The following is a 22,329-nucleotide window of genomic DNA, read 5'->3' as shown; positions in this document are numbered from 1 at the left end:
GTTCACCCGAGCCACGGGTCCGAACGGGTCACTCGCGCGCGGTCAGGGCCCGGGCGTGCGCGGTCCGGGCGAGCTTCGGGCCGAGCCAGCGCTTGAAGCGGCGCAGCGCCTCCATCCGGCCCGCCGCTCGGTCGAGCCGGTAGTAGAGCTGGGGCGGGACGTACGGCAGCAGCGGCGAGTGGCGCTGGCCGAGCAGGGCGAACATCTGCTCCGGGGGGAGGTGGATGTAGCGGGTCAGGTTCTCGTACCAGTGAGCGCTGTAGCGGGCGGCGCTCTGCGCGGAGAGGAGGGCCGCCTTGCGTTGTCGTTCGTAGTGCGCGAGGGCCTGCGGCAGGTCGGCGCACTCCCGCAGGGAGTCGGCCAGGGCGAAGGCGTCCTCGAGGGCGAGGGTGGTGCCGGCGCCGATGGAGTAGTGGGTGGTGTGGGCGGCGTCGCCGAGGAGGACGAGGCGGTCGCGGTACCAGGTGCGGTTGATGAGGGTGCGGAAGGTCAGCCACTGGGCGCCGCCGTCGGCGGACGCGCGGCCGATCAGGGGACGGCCGTCGAGGATGTGCGCGAACAGCTTCTCCAGCCGGGCGAGTCCGTCGGCCTCGCTCGCCCGGTCCAGGCCGAGTCCGGCCCAGGTCTCGGGGGCGCATTCGACGACGCACGTGCTCCGCTCGGAGCTGAAGGGATAGCCGTAGCACCAGATCCACCCGTGGTCGGTCTCCACGAAGGCGAAGGTGAAGGAGTCGAAGACCTGGGTGGTGCCGAGCCAGATGTAGGGGTTGCGGCCCGCCGTGAGGTCGGTGCCGAAGTGTCCGGCGTGGTGGGTGCGCAGGGCGCTGTGGACACCGTCGGCCGCGACGAGGAGGTCGGCCTCCGGCGGGTCCTCTGCCGTGACCCCGTGTTCGAACTCCAGGCGCACGCCGAGGGTGCGGGCACGGTCGGCGAGGATCTCGAGCAGCCGGTGCCGGCCGATGCCGTGGCCCACGTCGCCGGGTTGACGGGTCGACAGGTCCCGTACGTGGGCGACGCCCTGGTTCCAGCGGACGGAGCTCTCCTCCACGGCGCGCGCCGACTCGGGGTCGCGCGCGTGGAGCTGGTCGAGGAGGCCGCGCCAGTAGGTGACGCCCCAGCCGTAGGTCGATCCCTCCGGGTTGCGCTCGTAGACGGTGATGTCGTGGGCGGGGTCCTGGCGCTTGAGCAGGATCGAGAGATACAGGCCGGCGGGCCCGCCGCCGACGCAGGCGACTTTCACGCACACCCCTAGAGATGACGAAGAGTGGTCACTGGAGGACGGAGGGTAGCAGTCGGTGACACCGGCCGAAGTCGCCTCGTATCCCCGATTCCGTCACTTTCTCCACGTGAGCCACACCACCGGCGCGACAGCGGTGTGCGAAAAGCCACCGAAAGGACCGCTCCCAGGGAAAGGAATTGCCCCTTCCGGGTCATGCGGGAGCCTGCGGACAGCAAGATCATCTTCGTTCAACATTGCACGACATGTAATTGATTGTCCGGATCGTAGCCAACCACTTCTGCGAGATTTCTCCCGTTCTTCCACCGGCCGATAGGCATGCGGGGTCGTCAACCGAACGAACCGCAGGAGATCCCGCATGCCCGAACTCAGCCGTCGTCGCGCGCTCACCGCCGCGGCCGCCCTCGCCACGGCCGCCGGAGCCCAGACCGTCGTCGCCCCCGCCGCCCGGGCCGGCGACCACGACCACTCCCCCGCTGCCCCCTCCCCCTCCGACTCCCCCGCCTCCTTCGACGAGGTCTACAAGGGCCGCCGGATACAGGGCCGGCCGTCGGCGGGTGGCGGCCACCACGGCGGCGGTCACCACGGCGCCGGGTACGCCGTGTTCGTCGACGGCGTGGAACTGCACGTCATGCGCAACGCCGACGGCAGCTGGATCAGCGTGGTGAGCCACTACGACCCGGTGCCCACCCCCCGGGCCGCCGCCCGTGCCGCGGTCGACGAGCTGCGGGGCGCCCGGCTGCTGCCCTTCCCCACCGCCCACTGAACCTCCCGCACGCACCTCTGGAGCATCCGCACATGACCGTCCGCAAGAACCAGGCGTCCCTCACGGCCGACGAGAAGCGCCGCTTCGTCGCCGCCCTCCTCGAACTCAAGCGCAGCGGCCGTTACGACGCCTTCGTCACCACGCACAACGCCTTCATCGTCGGCGACACCGACAACGGCGAGCGCACCGGACACCGGTCCCCGTCCTTCCTGCCCTGGCACCGCAGATTCCTGCTGGAGTTCGAGCGCGCGCTGCAGTCGGTGGACGCCTCGGTGGCGCTGCCGTACTGGGACTGGTCCGTGGACCGCACCACGCGGTCCTCGCTGTGGGCACCGGACTTCCTCGGCGGCACGGGACGCAGTCTGGACGGCCGGGTGATGGACGGGCCGTTCGCCGCGTCCACCGGGAACTGGCCGATCAGTGTGCGCCTCGACGGACGGACGTATCTGCGGCGGGCGCTGGGGGCGAGCGTGCGCGAGCTGCCGACGCGGGCCGAGGTGGAGTCGGTGCTGGCGATGGCGACGTACGACATGGCGCCCTGGAACAGCGGCTCGGACGGCTTCCGCAACCACCTGGAGGGGTGGCGGGGCGTCAACCTGCACAACCGGGTCCATGTCTGGGTCGGCGGCCAGATGGCCACCGGGGTCTCGCCCAACGACCCGGTGTTCTGGCTGCACCACGCCTACATCGACAAGCTGTGGGCCGAGTGGCAGCGGCGGCACCCGGGATCCGCGTACCTCCCGGCCGCGGGGACCCCGAACGTGGTCGACCTGAACGAGACCATGAAGCCCTGGAACGACACCACCCCGGCCGGCCTGCTCGACCACACCGCGCACTACACCTTCGACACCGACTGACCCGGGCGCGGTTCACCGCGCAGGTCAGGGGTACCCGAGCGGCGTACCCGAAGAGAACGAAGGAGGAAACGACCGTGACGAAGGTCGAAGAATCCATCGAGGTCGGCGTCCCCGTGCACACGGCCTACAACCAGTGGACCCAGTTCGAGACGTTCCCCAAGTTCATGAGCGGTGTGGAACGCGTCGAACAGCGCACCGACACCCTCACGCACTGGGTGACGGAGGTGGCCGGGCAGCACCGGGAGTTCGATGCGGAGATCACCGAGCAGATCCCGGACGAGCGGGTCGCGTGGACGACGGTCGGCGGGGAGGCACGGCAGGCCGGCGTGGTGACCTTCCACCGCCTCGACGACGACCACACCAAGGTGATGCTCCAGCTGGACTACGAGCCGGAGGGTCTCGCGGAGACCGTCGGCGACAAGCTGGGCATCGTGAAGCGGCAGACCAAGGGCGACCTCCAGCGCTTCAAGGAGTTCATCGAGGAGCGCGGCAACGAGACCGGCGGCTGGCGCGGCGTGGTCACCTGACCGACGCCCACCGTCACCCGGCCGCCGCCGTACGGCACTCCGGGTGACCCCAGCCCTGATCGTTCTTGGCGATCGGCTCCCCGGCCGCGTACGGACGTCCGCACACGCAGCGGCCGGGGAACTTGGCCTTGATCGTGCGGGACGACGAACCACCGGACCGCCGCGGCGACTTGCCGTCGGCGGTCCGGCGTCGTGCGCCCGCGGCCGGCGGGGTGTCGGGCGAGGGCGGCGGCTCGGGCGAGCCGAGGGCGCTGCCCGCGGGCTGCTGGACACTCGCCGCCTGGCTGGCGGCCCGGTCGGCGAAGTCGTTGAGCCGGTCGCCGTCGACCTGGTGTGCGGGGACGTAGCGGAAGTCGACCGTGCGGCCCTCGAGCAGTTCGTCGATGCGCACGACCAGGTCCTGGTTGGCGACCGGCTTTCCGGCGGAGGTCTTCCAGCCGTTGCGCTTCCAGCCGGGCAGCCAGGTGGTGACGGCCTTCATCGCGTACTGCGAGTCCATGCGGATCTCGAGCGGCACGTCCGGGTCGACGGCCGTCAGCAGGCGTTCCAGCGCGGTGAGTTCGGCGACGTTGTTGGTGGCCCTGCCGAGCGGTCCGGCCTCCCAGCGGGCCGGGGCCTCACTGTCGTCGGAGATCACCCACGCCCAGCCGGCCGGTCCCGGGTTTCCCTTCGAAGCCCCGTCGCACGCGGCCACCACACGTTCACGCATGCGCACGATCATGCCATGGCCCGGCGCTGCGCTCGGCACGGACCGGAACCCGGGGGCCGAGGGCCGGGGCCTGGGGCCGAGGGCCGGTCAGGAGACTTCGGTGGTCTTCGGCATCTCTCCCTCGGTGGTGGTGACGTCGATCACCGAGAAGTCCGCGCCCTGCGGGTCGATGAGGGAGGCATACCGGCCGAACGGCGAACCCGTGGGCCCGAGCCGCGGGGTCGCGCCGAGCTTCGTGGCCCGGGCCACGGCCTCGTCGCAGTCGGGCACGGTGAAGTACACGTTGATGTACGAGGGGACCTCGGGCGGGAAGTCCTCCGTCATGGTCATCCGGCCCAGCAGGGCACGATCGCCCAGGTCGTAGAGGTGGAAGTCCATCGCCTCGTCCTCCAGCCGCTTCTGCCGGTAACCGAAGACGGCGGCGAGGAACGCGTCGGCCTTCCCTGGCTCGCGGGTGAAGACCTCGGCCCAGACGTAGGCGCCGGGGGTGCCCATCGCCTGGAAGCCCTCGTGGGTGCCGGCCTGCCACACGCCGAACACCGCGCCGCTGGGTTCGCGGGCCAGGCACATGGTGCCGAAATCGGCGACCGGCATCGGCTCCAGCAGGATCTCGCCGGCGTTCTCACGGATCCTCGCCGCGGTGGCGGCAACGTCCTCGGACGCGAAGTAGAGGCACCAGGCCGACGGGCCGTCCTGACCGGGCATGGGCGGCACGACGGCGGCGACCGCCTTGCCGTCCGCGTAGGCCTGGGTGTAGTTGCCGTACTCCGACAACGACTCGCCGAAGGTCCAGCCGAGGACGTCGCCGTAGAAGGTCTTCGCCCCCTCGAGGTCACTGAACATCGCGTCGGCCCAACAAGGGGTTCCCTCAGGTTGCACGGCCATGACGGCGGCCCTTCCGATGAGGATGGATTGTCCGGTTCCTCACGCTAGCCACCCGCCCGCCGTCCCGCGCGGCGAAGGCACTCCTCCCCACGCCCGCTGACGGACGGTGACCGTCTCCCCCCTTCCACGGCTGCCTCCCGGTCGCACGGGAGCACGCCTACGGCCAGGCCTCGCGCGAGGTGTCGTTCATCAACGCCCACTGCGTCTGCGACATCCCTCCGCGCTCCGGGTACTTCCGGGCGCCCGGCCGCCACCGGCTCGTCCCGGTGCACGTGCAGGACCTCACCGGCGTGGCCCTGCCCTGCTGGGAGCGGCGCGGCCGGGCCGACCACCCGGCCACGCGGGATCGAGGAGACGTATCGGACCGCCTGCGAGAGCGCCGGCCTCCCGTACCTGCTGATCACCGCCGACCGGGTCCGGGTCGTTTCGCCGAGGGGCCGTCGAATTCGTTGGACAGCGGGCGCGTGGGGCATCTGCAATGGTCCGCATGACCGTGGTGAGGATGCGTCCGGACGAGATCGGCATCGACGTCCCGCTGGTGCGGCGGCTGGTCGCCGCGCAGTTCCCGCGGTGGGCGTCGCTGCCGGTGGTGCGGCTGGCGTCCGCCGGGACCGAGAACGCGATGTTCCGGCTCGGGGACGACAAGGTGGTGCGGCTGCCCCGGCACCCCGGCGCCGTGGAGAGCGTGGCGCACGAACAGCACTGGCTGGCCCGGCTGGGCCCGCGGCTGTCCGTGGCCGCGCCCGTGCCGCTGGAGCGGGGCGAGCCGGGCGAGGGGTATCCCTGGCCGTGGTCCGTCTACCGGTGGCTTGAGGGCCGCAACCCGGTCGCGGGCGCGGTGGACGGTCCCGAGGCGCTGGCGGCGGATCTGGGCGCGTTCGTCGCCGGGCTGCGTGGGATCGACGTGCGGGACGGGCCGCGGTGCCACCGGGGCGTGCCCCTGGCGGAGCGGGACGCGTTCACCCGCTCCGCCATCGCCGAGCTGGAGGGACGGATCGACACCGACGCGGTCACCGCCCTGTGGGAGGAGGCGCTGCGGGCTCCGGGCCGTACGGCGCCGCCGGCGTGGGCGCACGGTGATCTGTCGCCCATGAACGTGCTCGTCGAGGACGGCAGGCTCACGGCGGTGATCGACTTCGGCAGCGTGGGGGTGGGCGACCCCGCCGTCGACCTCATCGTGGCCTGGAACCTGCTTCCGGCGCCCGCCCGCGCCGTCTTCCGGGAGACGGTGGGCGCGGACGACGCCGAGTGGGCACGCGGCCGGGGCTGGGCGCTGTCGATCGCGTTGATCGCGTTGCCGTTCTACTGGGAGACCAATCCGCCGCTGGCGGAGAACTCCCGGCACGTGATCAAGGAGATCCTGGCCGACGCCGGCCGGTGAGGGGACCTCACCGGCCGTCGTAGGCCTGCTGGAGGGCGGCGATGTCGAGCTTGCCCATGGAGAGCATGGCCTTGGTGGCGCGGGCGGCCTTCTCCTGGTCCGGGTCGGTGACCATGTCGATGAGGACGCGGGGGACGACCTGCCAGGACACGCCGTACCTGTCCTTGAGCCAGCCGCAGGGACCGGGTTCGCCGCCGCCCTCGGTGAGCCTGTTCCAGTAGTGGTCGACCTCCTCCTGGTCGGCGCAGTCGATCTGGAAGGAGATCGCCTCGTTGAACGTGAACTGCGGGCCGCCGTTCAGCGCGACGAACCTCTGTCCGTTCGCCGTGAACTCCACGGTGACCACGGAGCCGGCGGGCCCCGGCCCGGCCTCGGTGTAGCGGGCGACGGTGCCGATGGCGGAGTTCCTCTCGAAGACCGACACGTAGAAGTGGGCGGCCTCCTCCGCCCGGCCGTCGAACCAGAGGCAGGTGGTGAATCCGTCGGTGGTCATGGGTTCCTCCTGGAGACGGGAGACGCGGGCGTGGAACACGGTCATGAGTGTCGACCCGCGCCCGCCCCGGAACTCATCGCTCGCGCCGGCCATTGATCCGGATGGCCGTGACCCCGGCCCGAACTAACATCCGGACCATGACGTCCTCACCCGCCGACAGCGGCATCCGTCCCTTCCGCCTCGACGTACCCCAGAGCGACCTGGACGACCTGCACACACGACTCGACCTGACCCGCTGGCCCGCGGGGCTGCCCACGACGGGCTGGGCGTACGGTGTGCCGGCCGACTACCTGCGGGAGCTGGTGACGTACTGGCGGCACACCTACGACTGGCGGGCGGCGGAGGCCCGGCTGAACGAGTGGCCGCAGTTCACCACCACCATCGACGGGGCCAACATCCACTTCGCGCACGTCCGCTCGCCCGAGCCGGACGCCACCCCGCTGGTGATCACGCACGGCTGGCCGGGGTCGATCGTCGAGTTCTGGGACGTGGTGGGTCCGTTGACGGACCCGGCGGCGCACGGCGGGGATCCCGCCGACGCCTTCCATGTCGTCGTACCGGGCATCCCGGGCTTCGGGCTGTCCGGGCCGGTGGCGGAGAGCGGCTGGGAGGCGGGCCGCGTCGCCGACGCGTGGGCGGAGCTGATGTCCCGGCTCGGCTACGAGCGGTTCGGGGCGCAGGGCGGCGACTGGGGCGCGGCGATCTCCCGCGAGCTCGGGCGGGCCCACCCCGACCGGGTGATCGGCGTCCACCTCAACCTGCTGCCGGGTGCCCAGGCCATCACGGAGCCCACGCCGGAGGAGCTGGCGGCGCTCGCACCCGAGGAGCGGGAGCGGACGCTGGCCTCGTGGCGGCGGTGGACCGCGTTCTCGGCGGAGGGGACCGGCTACTACTACCAGCAGGCCACCCGGCCGCAGACCCTGGCGTACGGGCTCAGCGACTCGCCGGTCGGTCAGCTCGCCTGGATCGTCGAGAAGTTCCGGGAGTGGACGGACTCCCGGGAGGTGCCGGAGGAGGCCGTCGACCGGGACCAGCTGCTGACGAACGTGATGCTGTACTGGCTGACCGGGACGGCCGGTTCGTCCGCCCGCATCTACTACGAGCGGCAGCACACGACCAGCGGCCGGGTCGCCGCGCCCCGGGAGCCGTCGAGGGTGCCGACCGCGCTCGCGCTGTTCCCGGCGGAACTGCAGATCCCGCTGCGGCGCAACGCGGAGCGTACGGAGAACCTCGTGCGGTGGACCGAGTTCGACCGCGGTGGGCACTTCGCGGCGATGGAGGAGCCGGATCTGCTGGTCGGGGACGTGCGGGCGTTCTTCCGGGAGTTGCGGAAGAAGGGGATCGGCTGAGCACGGGGGCTCCGGGCGCCCGGGGGTCCCCGGCATGCTCTGCCCTCGGCGAATCTGCCGAGGGCAGGGAAATCCCCGGCCGGGCCGGTCGGAGGCCGAAGGTGGGAGGAGCGCGGCGAGCGACGCCGCGCCGACGCCTTCGAAGGAGGGCCCATGCCCCCACTCACCTCCGGCCTCGCGCCGGTCCTGCTGCCCCGGGCCGAGGAGGGCGACACCCCGCCCTCCCGCTTCGACGACCAGCTCGCCGCCCAACTCCTCAACCAGCGGATCGTGTTGCTCGGCACCCAGGTCGACGAGATCTCCGCGAACCGGGTCTGCGCCCAGCTGCTGATCCTGTCCGCGGAGGACCCGCGCACCGACATCAGCCTGTACATCAACAGCCCGGGCGGGTCGGTCCACGCGGGCCTGGCCATCTACGACACGATGCGGCTCATCCCGAACGACGTCTCGACGCTCGCCATGGGTTTCGCGGCGAGCATGGGCCAGTTCCTGCTCAGCGTCGGCGCGTCCGGCAAGCGGTACGCGTTGCCCAACGCGCGGATCATGATGCACCAGCCGTCGGCCGGGATCGGCGGCACCACCGCCGACATCGAGATCCAGGCGGAGAACCTGGAGTTCACCAAGCGCACGATCGAGCGGATCACCGCCGAGCACACCGGCCAGAGCCCGGAGACCATCTCCCGGGACGGTGACCGCGACCGCTGGTTCACGGCCGAGGAGGCCAGGGAGTACGGCATGGTGGACCGGGTCGTGGAGTCGCTGGCCGACGTCCGCCCGGCCGCCTCCAGGCGACGGATGGGGCTGTGACATGGGGACGTACACGATTCCGAACGTCGTCGAGCGGACCCCGCAGGGCGAGCGGTCGTACGACGTGTTCAGCCGGCTGCTGTCGGAGCGGATCATCTTCCTCGGCACCGAGATCGACGACGGGGTCGCCAACGTCGTCATCGCGCAACTCCTCCATCTGGAGTCGGCGGCCCCCGAGAGCGAGATCGCGATCTACATCAACTCGCCCGGCGGCTCGTTCACTTCGCTGATGGCGATCTACGACACGATGACGTTCGTGCAGGCGCCGATCTCGACGTTCTGCGTGGGGCAGGCGGCCTCGACGGCGGCCGTGCTGCTCGCCGGCGGCGATCCCGGGCGGCGGTTCGCGCTGGAGCACGCGCGCGTGCTGCTCGGCCAGCCGGCCAGCGGGGGCAGCCGGGGCACGGTCTCCGACCTCGCCCTGCAGGCGAAGGAGATGGTCCGGATCCGCGCCCAGGTGGAGGAGGTGCTGGCCCGCCACACCCGTCACGACCTCGCGACGCTGCGCGCGGACATGGACCGCGACAAGGTGTTCACCGCGCAGGAGGCCGTGGCGTACGGCCTGGCCGACGAGGTGTTGAGCCGGCGTCTCGTGCGGGTCTGAGACGCCGGCCCGTGGGCGGCGGCGAGTCCGAGACGCCGGCCCGCGTGGTGCGTCAGGCGGCCAGGCAGAGCCCGTTGTGCGACGAGGTCGTGGGCGCGCGGCGCGCGCCGGCGTGTCGGCCGCTCAGCCGGACGAGCTCGCCCTGGGCCCGCGCCAGCAGGTCGCCGAGGCTCAGGCCGAGGGCGTGGGCGGCGGCCGCGAGGACCTCGGAGGAGGCCTCCTTGCGGCCGCGCTCCACCTCGGACAGGTACGGCATGGAGATGCGGGCGGCGTCGGCGACGTCCTTCAACGTGCGTTCCTGCGCCTGGCGTTCGCGGCGCAGGACGTCCCCGACCAGGTCGCGCCAGAGGGGCTCCCTGGGGGCGGGCGGACGGTCGGCGGGGCGGGCGGTTCCCGGGCGCTCGGCCGAGGGACGCAAGGGAATCACGCGGGCGTGGTTCGGCGCTTGGTTGCTCACCCTCCCAGCCTAGGAGCGCGGGCGGCCACGGGAAGGGCCCGGCGTTCCGCCCACAGGGAAATCGCGTCCGGTCAGCGAGGCCGCGGCGCAGGACGCCCCCTCTTCCCGTTCCTGGTGCGGGTGTCGTGGTCGGGGGACGCGGGAAGGCCGACCGGGGGAACCGGTGACGGCCGGTCGGAGAGGTGCGCCAGTGATGCTGCGGAACACGTTCGACACGGTCGCGGAACGCTACGACCGGGTTCGGCCCTCCTATCCCCCGCCCCTGGTGCGGCGGTTGGCCGGGCACGCCGGACTAGGGCCGGACAGCCGGGTGCTCGAGATCGGGCCCGGCACGGGTCAGTTGACGCGCCCGCTGGCGGAGACGGGCTGTCGTCTGACGGCGGTCGAGCTGGGCCCGTCCCTGGCGGCCGTGGCCCGGCGCCACCTCGCCGCGTTCCCGCGGGTGGACGTGGTGGTCGACGACTTCGAGCACTGGCCGCTGCCCACCGATCCCTTCGACCTGGGGGTGAGCGCGACCGCCTTCCACTGGATCGACCCGGCGCTGCGCGTGACGCGGACCGCCGACGCGCTGCGTCCGGGCGGCCTGCTGGCGCTCGTGACGACCCACCATGTGAGGGGCGGCAGCGTGGAGTTCTTCGCGGACGCGCAGCGCTGCTACGAGCGGTGGGACCCGGCGACCCCGCCCGGTCTGCGCCTCGAGAGCGAGGACGTGACGGCCACGGACACCGATGAGCTGACCGCCGGCGCCCGCTTCGAGGACGTCACCGTCCACCGTCACGCGCAGGAGATCACGTACTCGACGGACGCGTACATCGAGGTCCTGCTGACCTACTCGGGACACCTGGCGCTCGACGAGTCCGCGCGCCGGGGGCTGCTGGCGTGCCTCCGGGAGCTCATCGACGGCCGGTACGGCGGCACCGTCACCAAGCGTTACCTCCACGAGCTGATCACCGCCCGGCGCACGGGACGGTGAGCCGGGCACGGCGGTGTGAGCCGGGCACGGCACGGTGAGCCCAACCGGCCCTCTCGCCGATGCCGCCCTCGCCCCCCGGGTTCCTCCGGTCGGACCAACGCCCCGGTCGCGGCGTACAGAGGGCTCCGGCCGCCCCAGCGCCCGCCTCCACCGCCGGTTCTCCGCCGGTCCCCACCTCGCCTCCCCCTCTCGGTTTCCGGCCGGTCCGAATACGTTGGGCATGTGACGGCGAACTCGGGGTATCCGCCCCCTGAGCGGGCCTGCACCCGGTCCGCTCACGGACCGGGACCAGCAGACGTCCAACCGTGACTTTCGTGGGAGAGGTTATGCACGCCGTGATCGGGTCGGAGGCACAGGTCGTCGAGGACACCGCCGGGACCAGCACGGGTGGCGCACCGCTGCCGGGAGTCGAGGACCCCAGGAGCGTGGCCCCCCGCGACGCACGCGAGCTGTCCCGTCAGTTCTTCCAGCGGCTGACGGAGCTCGAGGAGGGCACGCACGAGTACCAGTACGCGCGCAACACCCTCATTGAGATGAACATGTCGCTTGTGCGGTTCGCCGCCGGACGGTTCCGCGGCCGCGGCGACGACATGGAGGACATCGTCCAGACCGGGATGATCGGCCTGATCAAGGCCATCGACCGGTTCGAGATCTCGCGCGAGGTGGAGTTCACCTCGTTCGCGCTGCCCTACATCGTCGGCGAGATCAAGCGGTTCTTCCGGGACACGACGTGGGCGGTGCACGTGCCGCGGCGGCTGCAGGAACTGCGTGTCGAGCTGGCCAAGGCACGCGACGAACTCGCCAGCCGGCTGGACCGGGAACCCACGGTGGCGGAGCTGGCCACGCTGATGAACCTCCCCGAGAAGGAGGTCATCGAGGCGCAGATCGCCTCCAACGGCTACAACTCCTCCTCGCTCGACGCCGCGCTCACCGGCGACGGCCCGGAGAACGGCGAGGCGGTCCTGGCCGACTTCATCGGCGTCGAGGAGGACGGGCTGCGGCTCGTCGAGGACTTCCACTCGCTGGCCCCGCTGATGGCGGAGCTCAGCGAACGCGACCGGCAGATCATCCACATGCGGTTCGTGGAGGAGGCCACCCAGGCGGAGATCGGCGAGCGGCTCGGCTGCTCCCAGATGCACGTCTCCCGCCTCATCAAGCGGATCATCATGCGGCTGCGCCAGGGGATGCTGGGCGAACTGGGCTGCGCCTGAGAGCACAGGAGCCGTGGGGCCGGCGGCCCCACGGCTCACTTCTTCGACACGAGCCCGAGTACGGCGCGGACGCGCTTGCCGACCGGTACGCGCTCGGCGGTGACCTCCGTCGCGAGCGCGTGCACGATCTCCAGACCGTGCCGGCCGATGCGCCGCGGGTCCTTGGGGAACCGCAGGGGCAGGGCGTCGCTGCTGTCGTAGACGGACACCGTCACCGAGGAGTCCGTCCCCTCCAGTTCCAGGATGTACGGGCCGTTGCTGTGCCGGTCGGCGTTGGTGACCAGTTCGCTGACGACCAGGAGGACCTCGCCGCGCACGCGCTCGTCGACGGTGGCGTACCACTCCGTCCTGAGCTGGTCGACGAAGTAGGCGGCGAAGGTTCGTGCGTCGGCGATGGAACCGGGTTCACCGGTGTAGTGCGCCGCTCGCCGTAGCGGCTCCACGGGTACGTCGAAACCGGTCAATATCACTGACCCGTCCAGGTGCTCGGTCATGCGTTTCTCTCTCGGAGGCCGGAACTGGCCGGACGCTGCTGCACCTGTGCTCGTACCCCGTGCCGGGCCGCGCAGTCCCCCGCTTTCTCCCCCGCGGCCATGGGCTGCCTCACAGGGCGGGAGGGCTGCTGGGGGCGGACGGGGGTTGTGAGGCCGGTGCCGACTGCGTGGTCGTGTCCTCCGTCCTCGGGGCCTCCGGCGGCGAGGCGGGCTGCTCCGTCTCGGTCCGGGTCGTCGGCGGCGGCGGCGGGGGCGGGGGCTCGGAGGGCGGCTCCGGGCTGGGACTCGGCGACTCCTCCCTCGACGTCGGCGGCTTCTCGCTCGACGACGGCGACTCCCCGCTGGGGGGCGGTGAGCCGGGGCTCGTGGACGTCGACGGGCTCGAGGACGGACTCCGCGGGCTCTTCTCCTCCGACGGCGAACTCGACAGGGAGACGCTCGCGGACGGCGTGGGCGGCTTCGCCGGGGGCTTGGCGGGGCGGTCCTTCTCACCCGTGTCGCCCCGCTCGCGGGCGAACCAGCGTTCGTGCCGGAGGTCGTAGAGCACGAAGGCCTCGACCACGGTCGTCGACGGCGTGACCACGACGACGTTCGACGGCCGGTACGACGGCCAGGAGTCGCCGACGGGCTCCGGCGTGGTCCGCTGGGCGACCGGCGGGGTCAGCGGGTTGCCGCAGGCGCAGCGCACCCGGGGCACGCCGCGTGCGTCGACGAGGACGGCCGTACCGGACTGGAGGACGGCCTGGTACGGGGTGGCGGCGCCGTCGCGGTATCCGTGGTTGGTCACCCGGGTGTCATACCGCAGCTGGACGGGGGTGAGGGAGCGCAGGTAGGCGGGGACCTGGGAGGGGGCGACGCCGGCCACGGAGGCGAACGCCGCGTTCTTGGCGGGTACCTGCCGCAGGAACCTGACCTGCTTCTCGACGTCGCAGGCGGGGACGTTGCGGGTGCCGCCGTACACGCCGCCGGCTCCGCCGTCGACGCCTTGGACGACGTTCGCGGGCACCGAGGTGGTCGGGGTGACGGAGGTGGTGGGCGGGACGGAGGGCGTGTTGGCGGTGTTGTCGGTGAAGGGGTCGGGGCCGGTCTTGCCCGCGGCCTGGAGGAAGACCTCGCTCTTGCCGGCCCCGGCGTCACCGCCACCGCCACCGCCGCCGGTGCGGGTCAGGACGAGCGCGAGGGCCACCGCGACCACGAGGGCGGTGGTGAGCAGGGCGAGGCGCGGCACGGACTTCCACCACTGACGGCGGGGCTCGGGCGTGCCGCCCGGCGGTGTCCCGCCGGAGCTGCCGCCGGACGGTGGGGAGGGTGGGCCGGCGGGCGGCTGGGAGGGTGGGCCGGCGGGTGGTTGGGAGCGTCCCGACAGAGGGCCGGACGGCGGTCCTGTGGGGCGGCCGGACGACGGCGGTTCGACGCTCACGAGCACTCCCGACGTGGCTCTTCGCGGCGTTTGTGTCATGCGCGCCGCTATGTTCGCCAACATCACCATTGTGTGCTCCGGTCGGGTGTCACTCGCAAGCCGACGCGGACGGCTCTCCCGGCAGGCGCGCGGGGCGGGCGCTGCTTAGCGTGGCAGGGTGAGCCCGCACACCCCCTCGGCGCAGGCAGTCGCCCGTCACGGCTGGCCACAGGCGGTCGTCACCGCCCTGGCGGGGCTGATCACCATGGGCGTGGTGGCCGCGCTGGGCCTGTGGGGGGCCGGAGCCGCGGACCTGCCCGACGGCGCGTTCCCGCGGGTGGTCGCGGCGACCGTCGTCACCGCCGTCGGCGGCACGGTCGAACTCTCCGCGGACGCCGGGGGGCCGGCCGACGCGCGGGCGGGGCTGACCGTGGTCCCGCTGTCCGTCACGCTGTCCGGGGCCCTCGTGACCGCGGCCGGTTTCCTGCGGCCGTTGCGTCACCGGGCGGTCGCGGGGGCGGCCGAACTGACCGGCTGGGCGGCCCGGATCGCCGTGGTCTGGCTGCTCGCGCTGCTCGCCCTGGCGTTCGCCGCCCGTCAGACCTTCGCGCTCTCCGTGGGCGACGACACGCTGACTGATCTCGGCGACGTGTTCGGCATCAGCCCGAAGGCCGGCTTCACCGCGGACGTGCCGCTCACCCTCGTGTTCGGGCTGCTGTGGCTGGCCGGTGTGCTGGTGCTGGCGCTGCTGGTGTCGCGCGGGGCGCCGCTGCCGGCCCGGCTGCTGCGCTTCCAGGAGGCGGTGCGGCCGGCCGCGTACGCCATGGTGCTGCTGCTCCTGGCCTGTGTCGCCCTGGGCGTGCTCGTCGCCCTGGGGGTCGCGGTGACGCGCGGTCGTCCCGCCGAGACCCTCGCGATGGTACTGCTGGGCCTGCCCAACCTGGTGTGGCTCGCGTTCACCATCGGTCTGGGCGCCAGCTGGGAGGGCCGGGTGGAGGGCCCGTTCGGGCTGCCGATGCCGCGCGTGCTGGACGAGGTGCTGCGCGGCTCGGACACCGCCACGCTGAACCTGGGCACCCTCGCCGACCACGACGGCCGTGTGTGGTGGCTCGTGGCCGTGGACGCCGTGCTGCTGCTGGCGGCGGCCTTCGTGATGGCGGCGCGTTCACCGGCGCGGACACCCGGCTGGCGGCACGCGGTGCGCATGGCGGTCGCACTGGTGCTCACGGTGCTGATGATCTGCCTGGTCGGACGTATCTCCGCGCACTACGGCCTGTCCGTGTTCGGCATCAGCGACCTGGGCGGCTTCGGTCTGTCCGGGGAGTTCTTCCTGCGTCCCCTGCCGTGGACGGCGCTGGGCCTCGCGGCGGTGTGGGGTGCGGTCGCCGGCTTCCTGGGCGGGGTGCTGGCCCGGGGCACGTCGGGGCACGGCCAGGTCGACGCCCCCTCGTCCGGGCGGGCGGGGGTCGGCGACCGGGCACGGTGAGGCGGGCCGGGCGCGGTGAGACGGCGGGCCGGGTACGGCCGACCGGGTCCGGGAGTGCCCTGGTCCGTGTCCTTCCGGCCGTCCCCGCGCCGGGTCCCGTGCCGACGGCCGCCCGCGCCGGTCCGGCCTGACACGACGGGGGTCGGAGGGCCGCGGAGGACACGTCCTACTCGCGCCGCCCGAACGCCGGCGCCGCCCACGCCGGTGGCGGCTTCGGTCGCCCCTCCGCGGCGACCCTGACGTTCACCTGCGTCGGCGGGTGGCCCGTGCGGGAGCCGCCCGATGCGGCCGCCCTCAGGTCGGAGACGAAGGCGAGGCAGGTGGCGTGGCGGGCGTCGGGGGTCTTGGCCAGGGCCTGGGCGAAGACCGCGTCGACGCACGGGGGCAGATCGGGGCGGGCCTCGGTGATCGGCGGCGGATCGTCGTACTGGTGGGCCCAGAGCAGGGCCATGTCGTCGTCACGGCGGAAGGGCGGGTGGCCCGCGAGGGTCTCGTAGACGACGCAGCCGAGGCCGTAGACATCGCAGCGGTCGTCGACCGGACGGCCGGAGATCTGCTCGGGCGCGACGTAGTCGAGGGTGCCGACGAACTGGCCGACCTTGGTGAAACCGGTCAGGGACTGCGACTTCTTCGTCAGGCCGAAGTCGGTGAGGTACACGTGCTCGGGGTGGTGGCTGTCGGTGCCGCGGGCGACGAGGATGTTGCCGGGTTTGACGTCCCGGTGGACCAGCCCGTGCTCGTGGGCGGCGTCGAGCGCGGAGGCCACCTGCGCGGCGATGCGGACGGCGGTCGGCAGCGGCAGCGGGCCCCGGTCGTCGAGGAGGTGGCGCAGGTCGCTGCCGACGACGTAGCGCATGGCGATGTAGAGGACGCCGTCGGCCTCGCCGGCCTCGAAGATCGGCACGATGTGCGGATGGTCGATCGCGGCGGCCACCCGGGACTCGTGGGTGAAGCGCTGACGGAAGGTGTCGTTGCGGGCCAGTTCCGGGGCGAGCAGTTTGAGGGCGACGGTCCGGTCCAGCCGCAGGTCGCGGGCGCGGTAGACGACGGCCATGCCGCCGCGGCCGAGCTCGTCCTCGATGCGGTACCCGGCGACCTGACGGCCGACCAGTTCGGAGGGCCGGCCGGAGGACAGGCCCGTCTCGCCGGCCATCAGGGTTCACCCTCGGAGGCGACGCCCCGGGTCGAGACGTGGCCGGCGTCGTGGGTGGTGGTGGGCGGGTCGTCGACCGCGTAGGTGCTCAGACGGGTGCCGTCGCCGTACGCCCAGCACCCCCTGGTGGGGTCGTAGAGCCACATGGACTCGCCGTCGACGACGACGCCGATGCGCAGGCCCTGGGTGCGGCGGTGGAAGGTCTCGCCGTCGAGGGCGCCGCCGGCGAGTTCCTCGAGGGCCGCCCGGTAGCGCGCGAGGGCCTGCTCCGCCCTGCCGAGAAGGGGGCGGGGGTCGGTGACGGTGGTGAGGGAGCCGTCGGCGAGGGGCGGGTCCTGGGGGACGGCGACCAGGTACCGGGCGTCCACCCAGGCAGACCAGCCGTTGGCGCACAGCACGTGCCCCCAGTCGCCGCGCCGTTCGGCGAGCCGGACGGGCAGCAGCGGGTCGAGGGGGACGGTGGGACGGGCCGGGTCGGGAGCCTCCCAGGCGGGCATGCCCTGCTGGGGGACGACGTGCGTGGGCCGGAAGCCGGGGGTCGTCATCGCCGGCCTACTTCCGCATCACGGCGGGTTCGTGCCGGCGCAGCAGGCGGGCGACGACGTATCCGAAGAGCGCCGAGAGCACGACGAGCATCCCCACGTCGAGCAGCCAGACGCCCGCCGCGTGCTCGAACAGCGGGTCCGCCGTCAGGTCGCCGGGCACGATCCGGGCCAGGTCCAGGGTGCCGGCCATCGCGCCGAACGCCCAGCGGGAGGGCACGAGCCAGGCCAGCTGCTCCAGGCCGGGCACGCCGTCCAGGGACAGCAGCGCGCCGCAGAAGACCACCTGGACGATGGCGAGCAGCACCAGCAGCGGCATCGTCACCTCCTCCTTGCGCACCAGCGCGGAGACCAGCAGGCCCAGCATCATCGCGGTGAAGGCCAGCAGGGCCACGGCGATGGCGATCTCGACCAGCGGCGGCATCAGCACGCCTTCGCCTCCGGGTGCGCCGAGGTCGACGCCGAGCAGGGCGACGAGCGTCAGGACGACCGCCTGGACGACGGTCACCGCGCCCAGGACGACGACCTTCGACATCAGGTACGCCGATCTGGACAGGCCGACGGCCCGTTCCCGCTGGTAGATCACGCGTTCCTTGATGAGTTCGCGCACGGCGTTGGCCGCTCCGGTCAGCACCCCGCCGACGCACAGGATCAGCAGCGCGTTCATCGCGGTGTCCCGGGTGAGCGTGCTGCCGGCGAGAGCGCGGGCCATGGCGCCCATCACGAACGGCAGGGCGATCATGATGGCCAGGAAGGTGCGGTCGGCGCTGAGCGCGGCCGTGTAGCGGCGCACCAGGGTGCCGAGCTGGGCCCAGCGGCTGCGGGGCCGGGCCGGCGGCAGCATGATCACCGGGCCTTCGCGGGGCAGCAGCGGCTGGGCGCTGGCGTTGACGACGTACCGCCGGTGGAACGGCGAGTCGGCGTACTGCCCCGCCCAGTCGCGCTCCCGGTCCCGTTCGAAGGCCTCGAAGGCCTCGGGCCACTGCCCCAACCCGAAGAACGCGAGGGCGTCGCCGGGCGGTCCGTAGTAGGCGACCCGGCCGCCGGGGGCCAGGACGAGGAGCCGGTCGCAGACGTCGAGGCTGAGGACGCTGTGGGTGACGACGATGACGGTACGGCCGTCGTCGGCGAGCCCGCGCAGCATGTGCATCACCGAGCGGTCCATACCCGGGTCCAGGCCCGAGGTCGGCTCGTCGAGGAACAGCAGCGACGGCTTGGTCAGCAGTTCCAGGGCGACGCTGACGCGTTTGCGCTGGCCACCGGAGAGACTGTGCACGGGCTGGCCGGCGCGCTGTTCCAGGCCCAGCTCGCGGAGGACCTCCTCGACCCGGTCGCGGCGCTCGGCCTGCGCGGTGTCCTGCGGGAAGCGCAGTTCGGCGGCGTAGGTGAGGGCGCTGCGCACGGTCAGCTGGGCGTGCAGGATGTCGTCCTGCGGCACGAGTCCGATGCGCTGGCGCAGTTCGGCGTAGTCGTGGTAGAGATCGCGGCCGTCGTAGACGACCGTGCCGTGGTCGGCGGGGCGCTGGCCGGTGAGGGCGTTGAGCAGCGTCGACTTGCCGGCGCCGCTCGGTCCGACGACGGCCAGCAGGCACTTCTCCCCCACCGGGAAGGACACGTGGTCGAGGAGGACCCTGCGGCCGTGGTCGACGGTGACCGTGAGGTCCTGCACATCGAGGGAGACCTCGCCGGTGTCGACGTACTCCTGGAGTTCGTGGCCGACCAGGCAGAACACCGAGTGGCCGATGCCGACGACGTCGCCGGGACCGATCGGGGCGGTGGTGACGGGCAGGCCGTTGAGATAGGTGCCGTTGTGGCTGCCCAGGTCCGCGATCTCGTAGCCGCCGTCGGGCAGGGCCCGCAGCTCGGCGTGCCGGCGGGAGACCACGAGGTCGTCGATGACCAGGTCGTTGTCGGCGGCGCGGCCGATGCGGACGCTGCGGGCGGGCAGCGGACGGACGGTGGTGGGCTGCCGGAACGCTCCCGTCACTCCCGGGTCCGTCACCGCCGACCGGTGCTCCGCCGCGGGCGGCGGGCGGGCGGTCAGGACGGCGCACGGGCCGTCGTCGGGGCTGCCGAAGCGGATCACGCTGCCGGGGCCGACGCCCCACTCGTCGATGCGGCGGCCGTCGGTGTAGGTGCCGTTGGTGCTGTGCTCGTCCTCGAGGATCCAGTGGCCGCCGTCGGGCCGCAGCACCGCGTGGTGCCAGGAGACGCGGGCGTCGTCGAGGTGGATGTCGCTGAGCGGGTCCCGGCCGACGCGGTAGGTCTGGCTCGGGGTCATCACCGTGGAGCCCGTCTCGGTCTCCAGCACGAGTTCGGGCGCAGTCGAGGCGAACGGCCGCTCCGCCATGCCGGAATTCTATCGATTCGCTCCTTATGCGTCCCATCGGGACGGCGGTGGCGCCCCTGCGTCACGCGTCGGCCGGGGTCATGTGTCAGCCGACGTCAGGTGTCAGCCGGCGTCACCTGTCAGCCGACGGGAAGGACGAGCGCCGGGATGGTCCGCTGCATCCGCAGGGCGTCGACGGACTCGGCGAGGAGTTCGTACTCGGTGGTCTCGTCGCTGGCGGCGATCCGCACCAGACGCCCACCGGCCAGTTCGTCGGCGACCAGTTCCTGCCGCTCCACGTCGGCACACCAGGCGCGCAGGACGCCGGGCACGTCCGGCACGGTCTCGGCGACCGGCACGAGCGCCTTCGGCGGGATGCTCCCGCCGTCCGGCTGCGGATCGAGCCGCTCGGCGATCCAGGAGGCCCGGTCCCGCAGCCACCACAGGGCGAGCGCCAGCGTCGGGGCACGGTAGGTACCCAGCGGTACGCCGATGCGCCGGCCGTCACAGACGCCGTACGCGGTGACATGGCACAGGAATTCGTCGTGCACGTCCTTCTCCCCCGTCGCTCGCTTGCCGGTGCGGCCTCGCTTTCCGTGCGGCTCCTGTGGGGTGAACTGCCCCTGCAGTTCGAGTATGTTGACGACTGAAACACTGTCACCATGACTTTTTGGCCAGTCTCTTGGCATATTCATCGCCGTTCATGGCCGAAATGTTGCGGGCGGCGTTCATCACCGTCATTACCCGACGGGTAATCGACCGGCACGGCGGACGCGGGCAGGGTGGTCCCACCGGATCGGCAGGGTTTCGATCCGGTTCCCGACCAGTACGGACGACCTCATGGGGGCCGATGTCCATGTCCACACAGACCGACCGTTACGAGACCGCCGTCAGCCGCTACCTCGAGGCCTGGAACGCCCTTGAGCCCGGCGCACGGGCCAGGGCGGTCGCCGCCGCCTGGGCCCCGCAGGGCGGCTACACCGACCCGCTCGCCGACGTCCGCGGACACGAGGGGATCGTGGCCGTCATCGCGGCCACGCACGCCCGCTTCCCCGGCTTCGTCTTCCGGCTGAGCGGGGCCGTCGACGGGCACCACGACACGGCCCGCTTCTCCTGGGAGCTGGTGAGCCGGAGCGACGGGTCCGCGCCGGTGGCCGGCTCCGACGTGATCACTCTCGACGCCGAGGGTTTGATCACCTCGGTCCTCGGATTCCTGGACCGGGTGCCGGCCGGAGCGTGAATGATCCGGCCGGAGCGTGAACGATGAATTCCGCTCCTCGCGGCGGTCCACCGGAAAAGGCGGAAGAGATCGCCGCGAGGAGAACACCTTGACCACCGGCGGAAAAGTGGACGCGGAATTCAGCGCGGTCCTGAGCTAGAAACCGGACAAGGGCGGCTGGGCCTGTGTCTCCGGCCGGAGTCCGTGGCATCTCCGGCACCCGCGGACCGGTCCGGATCCGCGGACCGGTCGACGGGCATCCCTTCAGCAGTTCGTTCATGGCCCGCGGTGACGGCACGCACAGGCTCCCCGTCGAGGCCGGGGTCCGTCAGACCATCGGAGGACGGGAGGGCGGCACCGTCACCGTGCGCCTGACACAACGGCTCAGCCCTTGATCACCGCGTCGATCCGGTCCAGCTCGTCCGCGTCGAAGTCGAGGTTGCCCAGAGCACCGACGCTGTCCTCGACCTGCCGGGCGCTGCTCGCGCCGACCAGGGCGGAGGTGACACGGCCGCCGCGCAGCACCCAGGCCAGGGCGAGCTGGGCCAGCGACTGACCGCGCGCCTGGGCGATCTCGTCCAGGGCGCGCAGCTTGCCGACCAGCTCCTCGGTGAGGGCGTCGGAGTTCAGGAAGGGGCTGTCGCTCGCCGCGCGCGAGTCCTCGGGGATGCCGTCGAGGTAGCGGGCGGTGAGCAGGCCCTGCTCCAGCGGGGAGTAGACGATGGAACCGACCTCGAGCTCGTCGAGGGCGTCGAGCAGTCCCTCGCTCTCGGGGCGGCGGTCGAGCATCGAGTAGCGCGGCTGGTGGATGAGGAGCGGGGTGCCCAGCTCACCGAGGATGCGGGCGGCCTCACGGGTCTGCTCGGCCGAGTAGTTGGAGACGCCGACATAGAGCGCCTTGCCCTGCTGGACCGCGGAGTGCAGGGCGCCCATCGTCTCCTCCAGCGGAGTCTCCGGGTCGGGGCGGTGGGAGTAGAAGACGTCGACGTAGTCCAGGCCCATCCGCTTCAGGCTCTGGTCCAGCGAGGACAGCACGTACTTGCGCGAACCCCACTCGCCGTACGGGCCGGGCCACATCAGGTAGCCGGCCTTCGTGGAGATGACCAGCTCGTCGCGGTAGGGCGCGAAGTCGGCCTTCAGGAACTCGCCCAGCGCGGACTCGGCGGCGCCGGGCGGCGGGCCGTAGTTGTTCGCGAGGTCGAAGTGGGTGATGCCGAGGTCGAAGGCGCGGCGCAGGATGGCCCGCTGGGTCTCGACCGGGCGGTCCGGGCCGAAGTTGTGCCACAGTCCGAGCGAGAGCGCGGGAAGCTTCAGGCCGCTGCGTCCGGTGCGCCGGTAGGGCATGTCCGCGTAGCGGTCGGGGTGTGCGGTGTACAACGCGACTCCATGAGGGGTTGGCTCGGAAGATCGGTTCACTCGAACCGTTACCCACTCTGGCGGGACCTGCGGGT

24 protein-coding genes and 1 pseudogene are annotated in these 22,329 nt (G+C 72.3%); 13 read left to right on the top strand and 12 right to left on the bottom strand.

Annotated elements, in window-relative coordinates:
• Nucleotides 1–28: 28 nt before the first annotated feature.
• Nucleotides 29–1,246 carry an FAD-dependent monooxygenase gene (locus tag ACIBBD_RS17525; RefSeq protein WP_399420291.1) on the bottom strand — a complete coding sequence of 406 codons (1,218 nt, stop codon included), beginning with the start codon at nt 1,244–1,246 and terminating at the stop codon, nt 29–31.
• Between the two features lie 349 nt (nt 1,247–1,595).
• Here ACIBBD_RS17525 and ACIBBD_RS17520 point away from each other — a divergent pair, with 349 nt between their 5' ends.
• The 3 genes from ACIBBD_RS17520 (at nt 1,596) to ACIBBD_RS17510 (ending at nt 3,387) form a co-directional block, all read left to right on the top strand.
• Nucleotides 1,596–2,003, top strand: a complete 408-nt coding sequence (locus ACIBBD_RS17520) for a tyrosinase cofactor (RefSeq protein WP_399420290.1) — start codon at nt 1,596–1,598, stop codon at nt 2,001–2,003.
• A gap of 32 nt (nt 2,004–2,035) precedes the next feature.
• Nucleotides 2,036–2,860: a tyrosinase family protein gene (locus tag ACIBBD_RS17515; protein WP_399420289.1), complete on the top strand. Its 825-nt coding sequence runs from the start codon at nt 2,036–2,038 to the stop codon at nt 2,858–2,860.
• Nucleotides 2,861–2,934: 74 nt separating this feature from the next.
• Nucleotides 2,935–3,387 carry an SRPBCC family protein gene (locus tag ACIBBD_RS17510; protein ID WP_399420288.1) on the top strand — a complete coding sequence of 151 codons (453 nt, stop codon included), beginning with the start codon at nt 2,935–2,937 and terminating at the stop codon, nt 3,385–3,387.
• A gap of 13 nt (nt 3,388–3,400) precedes the next feature.
• On the opposite strand, the gene ACIBBD_RS17505 is transcribed toward ACIBBD_RS17510, so the two are convergent.
• Both ACIBBD_RS17505 and ACIBBD_RS17500 read right to left on the bottom strand, forming a co-directional pair.
• Nucleotides 3,401–4,108 (bottom strand): ribonuclease H, encoded by a 708-nt coding sequence (locus tag ACIBBD_RS17505; protein ID WP_399420461.1) that lies wholly within the window; start codon nt 4,106–4,108, stop codon nt 3,401–3,403.
• 75 nt (nt 4,109–4,183) lie between these two features.
• Nucleotides 4,184–4,981 carry a VOC family protein gene (locus ACIBBD_RS17500; RefSeq protein ID WP_399420287.1) on the bottom strand — a complete coding sequence of 266 codons (798 nt, stop codon included), beginning with the start codon at nt 4,979–4,981 and terminating at the stop codon, nt 4,184–4,186.
• A 158-nt stretch (nt 4,982–5,139) separates the two neighbouring features.
• On the opposite strand from ACIBBD_RS17500, the pseudogene ACIBBD_RS17495 reads away from it, so the two are divergent.
• Both ACIBBD_RS17495 and ACIBBD_RS17490 read left to right on the top strand, forming a co-directional pair.
• Nucleotides 5,140–5,398, top strand: a pseudogene (locus tag ACIBBD_RS17495) (SAM-dependent methyltransferase); the annotation flags it as partial.
• A 70-nt stretch (nt 5,399–5,468) separates the two neighbouring features.
• On the top strand, nt 5,469–6,362 hold the full coding sequence (locus ACIBBD_RS17490) for an aminoglycoside phosphotransferase family protein (protein ID WP_399420286.1): 894 nt from the start codon (nt 5,469–5,471) through the stop codon (nt 6,360–6,362).
• A 7-nt stretch (nt 6,363–6,369) separates the two neighbouring features.
• Here ACIBBD_RS17490 and ACIBBD_RS17485 read toward each other — a convergent pair whose 3' ends face one another.
• Nucleotides 6,370–6,855, bottom strand: coding sequence for a VOC family protein (locus ACIBBD_RS17485; protein WP_399420285.1), 486 nt, complete (start codon nt 6,853–6,855; stop codon nt 6,370–6,372).
• Nucleotides 6,856–6,992: 137 nt separating this feature from the next.
• Here ACIBBD_RS17485 and ACIBBD_RS17480 point away from each other — a divergent pair, with 137 nt between their 5' ends.
• From ACIBBD_RS17480 to ACIBBD_RS17470, 3 genes are all read left to right on the top strand, one after another.
• Nucleotides 6,993–8,204: an epoxide hydrolase family protein gene (locus ACIBBD_RS17480; protein WP_399420284.1), complete on the top strand. Its 1,212-nt coding sequence runs from the start codon at nt 6,993–6,995 to the stop codon at nt 8,202–8,204.
• A gap of 153 nt (nt 8,205–8,357) precedes the next feature.
• Nucleotides 8,358–9,011 carry an ATP-dependent Clp protease proteolytic subunit gene (locus ACIBBD_RS17475; protein WP_399420283.1) on the top strand — a complete coding sequence of 218 codons (654 nt, stop codon included), beginning with the start codon at nt 8,358–8,360 and terminating at the stop codon, nt 9,009–9,011.
• Nucleotide 9,012: 1 nt separating this feature from the next.
• Entirely contained in the window at nt 9,013–9,615 is a 603-nt protein-coding gene (locus ACIBBD_RS17470) for a ClpP family protease (RefSeq protein ID WP_399420282.1), read from the top strand.
• Nucleotides 9,616–9,667: 52 nt separating this feature from the next.
• On the opposite strand, the gene ACIBBD_RS17465 is transcribed toward ACIBBD_RS17470, so the two are convergent.
• Nucleotides 9,668–10,072: a helix-turn-helix domain-containing protein gene (locus ACIBBD_RS17465; RefSeq protein ID WP_399420281.1), complete on the bottom strand. Its 405-nt coding sequence runs from the start codon at nt 10,070–10,072 to the stop codon at nt 9,668–9,670.
• Between the two features lie 193 nt (nt 10,073–10,265).
• Between ACIBBD_RS17465 and ACIBBD_RS17460 the strand changes: the two genes are divergently transcribed.
• Both ACIBBD_RS17460 and ACIBBD_RS17455 read left to right on the top strand, forming a co-directional pair.
• A complete protein-coding gene (locus tag ACIBBD_RS17460) occupies nt 10,266–11,045 on the top strand; it encodes a class I SAM-dependent methyltransferase (RefSeq protein ID WP_399420280.1) in 780 nt (259 codons plus the stop codon).
• A 326-nt stretch (nt 11,046–11,371) separates the two neighbouring features.
• A complete protein-coding gene (locus ACIBBD_RS17455; RefSeq protein WP_399420279.1) occupies nt 11,372–12,256 on the top strand; it encodes an RNA polymerase sigma factor SigF in 885 nt (294 codons plus the stop codon).
• Nucleotides 12,257–12,291: 35 nt separating this feature from the next.
• On the opposite strand, the gene ACIBBD_RS17450 is transcribed toward ACIBBD_RS17455, so the two are convergent.
• Nucleotides 12,292–12,750 (bottom strand): ATP-binding protein, encoded by a 459-nt coding sequence (locus tag ACIBBD_RS17450; RefSeq protein ID WP_399420278.1) that lies wholly within the window; start codon nt 12,748–12,750, stop codon nt 12,292–12,294.
• 109 nt (nt 12,751–12,859) lie between these two features.
• Nucleotides 12,860–14,170 (bottom strand): DUF6777 domain-containing protein, encoded by a 1,311-nt coding sequence (locus ACIBBD_RS17445; RefSeq protein ID WP_399420277.1) that lies wholly within the window; start codon nt 14,168–14,170, stop codon nt 12,860–12,862.
• 157 nt (nt 14,171–14,327) lie between these two features.
• On the opposite strand from ACIBBD_RS17445, the gene ACIBBD_RS17440 reads away from it, so the two are divergent.
• The gene (locus ACIBBD_RS17440) at nt 14,328–15,635 is read left to right on the top strand and encodes a streptophobe family protein (protein ID WP_399420276.1); all 1,308 of its coding nucleotides are present in this window, start codon (nt 14,328–14,330) and stop codon (nt 15,633–15,635) included.
• 166 nt (nt 15,636–15,801) lie between these two features.
• On the opposite strand, the gene ACIBBD_RS17435 is transcribed toward ACIBBD_RS17440, so the two are convergent.
• From ACIBBD_RS17435 to ACIBBD_RS17420, 4 genes are all read right to left on the bottom strand, one after another.
• Nucleotides 15,802–16,788 carry a serine/threonine-protein kinase gene (locus ACIBBD_RS17435; RefSeq protein WP_399420275.1) on the bottom strand — a complete coding sequence of 329 codons (987 nt, stop codon included), beginning with the start codon at nt 16,786–16,788 and terminating at the stop codon, nt 15,802–15,804.
• Nucleotides 16,788–17,333, bottom strand: a complete 546-nt coding sequence (locus ACIBBD_RS17430; protein ID WP_399420274.1) for a hypothetical protein — start codon at nt 17,331–17,333, stop codon at nt 16,788–16,790. The genes ACIBBD_RS17435 and ACIBBD_RS17430 overlap by 1 nt, the downstream gene beginning before the upstream one ends.
• Nucleotides 17,334–17,340: 7 nt before the next feature.
• Nucleotides 17,341–19,680, bottom strand: a complete 2,340-nt coding sequence (locus tag ACIBBD_RS17425) for an FHA domain-containing protein (protein WP_399420273.1) — start codon at nt 19,678–19,680, stop codon at nt 17,341–17,343.
• Nucleotides 19,681–19,799: 119 nt separating this feature from the next.
• Complete coding sequence (locus ACIBBD_RS17420) at nt 19,800–20,210, bottom strand: hypothetical protein (RefSeq protein ID WP_399420272.1); 411 nt, start codon at nt 20,208–20,210, stop codon at nt 19,800–19,802.
• A 305-nt stretch (nt 20,211–20,515) separates the two neighbouring features.
• Between ACIBBD_RS17420 and ACIBBD_RS17415 the strand changes: the two genes are divergently transcribed.
• Nucleotides 20,516–20,899 carry a nuclear transport factor 2 family protein gene (locus tag ACIBBD_RS17415; protein WP_399420271.1) on the top strand — a complete coding sequence of 128 codons (384 nt, stop codon included), beginning with the start codon at nt 20,516–20,518 and terminating at the stop codon, nt 20,897–20,899.
• Between the two features lie 164 nt (nt 20,900–21,063).
• Nucleotides 21,064–21,273: a DUF1905 domain-containing protein gene (locus tag ACIBBD_RS17410; RefSeq protein WP_399420270.1), complete on the top strand. Its 210-nt coding sequence runs from the start codon at nt 21,064–21,066 to the stop codon at nt 21,271–21,273.
• On the opposite strand, the gene mgrA is transcribed toward ACIBBD_RS17410, so the two are convergent.
• Nucleotides 21,263–22,255, bottom strand: a complete 993-nt coding sequence (gene mgrA / locus ACIBBD_RS17405; protein WP_399420269.1) for an L-glyceraldehyde 3-phosphate reductase — start codon at nt 22,253–22,255, stop codon at nt 21,263–21,265. The genes ACIBBD_RS17410 and mgrA overlap by 11 nt on opposite strands.
• Between the last annotated feature and the right edge of the window lie 74 nt (nt 22,256–22,329).

The organism is Streptomyces sp. NPDC051315 (assembly GCF_044455165.1).
GTDB lineage: Bacteria > Actinomycetota > Actinomycetes > Streptomycetales > Streptomycetaceae > Streptomyces.
Note: the sequence above shows the minus strand (reverse complement) of the source record. Positions and strands in the feature narration are given on the sequence as shown.

Excerpts from the sequence above, each read along its gene's own strand:
- ACIBBD_RS17415 (WP_399420271.1), top strand. The coding sequence starts at position 20,516 with ATGTCCACACAGACCGACCGTTACGAGACCGCCGTCAGCCGCTACCTC.
- ACIBBD_RS17435 (WP_399420275.1), bottom strand. The coding sequence starts at position 16,788 with ATGGCCGGCGAGACGGGCCTGTCCTCCGGCCGGCCCTCCGAACTGGTC.
- ACIBBD_RS17490 (WP_399420286.1), top strand. The coding sequence starts at position 5,469 with ATGACCGTGGTGAGGATGCGTCCGGACGAGATCGGCATCGACGTCCCG.
- ACIBBD_RS17520 (WP_399420290.1), top strand. The coding sequence starts at position 1,596 with ATGCCCGAACTCAGCCGTCGTCGCGCGCTCACCGCCGCGGCCGCCCTC.
- ACIBBD_RS17470 (WP_399420282.1), top strand. The coding sequence starts at position 9,013 with ATGGGGACGTACACGATTCCGAACGTCGTCGAGCGGACCCCGCAGGGC.
- ACIBBD_RS17425 (WP_399420273.1), bottom strand. The coding sequence starts at position 19,680 with ATGGCGGAGCGGCCGTTCGCCTCGACTGCGCCCGAACTCGTGCTGGAG.
- ACIBBD_RS17485 (WP_399420285.1), bottom strand. The coding sequence starts at position 6,855 with ATGACCACCGACGGATTCACCACCTGCCTCTGGTTCGACGGCCGGGCG.
- ACIBBD_RS17455 (WP_399420279.1), top strand. The coding sequence starts at position 11,372 with ATGCACGCCGTGATCGGGTCGGAGGCACAGGTCGTCGAGGACACCGCC.
- ACIBBD_RS17480 (WP_399420284.1), top strand. The coding sequence starts at position 6,993 with ATGACGTCCTCACCCGCCGACAGCGGCATCCGTCCCTTCCGCCTCGAC.
- ACIBBD_RS17430 (WP_399420274.1), bottom strand. The coding sequence starts at position 17,333 with ATGACGACCCCCGGCTTCCGGCCCACGCACGTCGTCCCCCAGCAGGGC.
- ACIBBD_RS17460 (WP_399420280.1), top strand. The coding sequence starts at position 10,266 with ATGCTGCGGAACACGTTCGACACGGTCGCGGAACGCTACGACCGGGTT.
- ACIBBD_RS17505 (WP_399420461.1), bottom strand. The coding sequence starts at position 4,108 with ATGATCGTGCGCATGCGTGAACGTGTGGTGGCCGCGTGCGACGGGGCT.
- ACIBBD_RS17500 (WP_399420287.1), bottom strand. The coding sequence starts at position 4,981 with ATGGCCGTGCAACCTGAGGGAACCCCTTGTTGGGCCGACGCGATGTTC.
- ACIBBD_RS17515 (WP_399420289.1), top strand. The coding sequence starts at position 2,036 with ATGACCGTCCGCAAGAACCAGGCGTCCCTCACGGCCGACGAGAAGCGC.
- ACIBBD_RS17475 (WP_399420283.1), top strand. The coding sequence starts at position 8,358 with ATGCCCCCACTCACCTCCGGCCTCGCGCCGGTCCTGCTGCCCCGGGCC.
- ACIBBD_RS17450 (WP_399420278.1), bottom strand. The coding sequence starts at position 12,750 with ATGACCGAGCACCTGGACGGGTCAGTGATATTGACCGGTTTCGACGTA.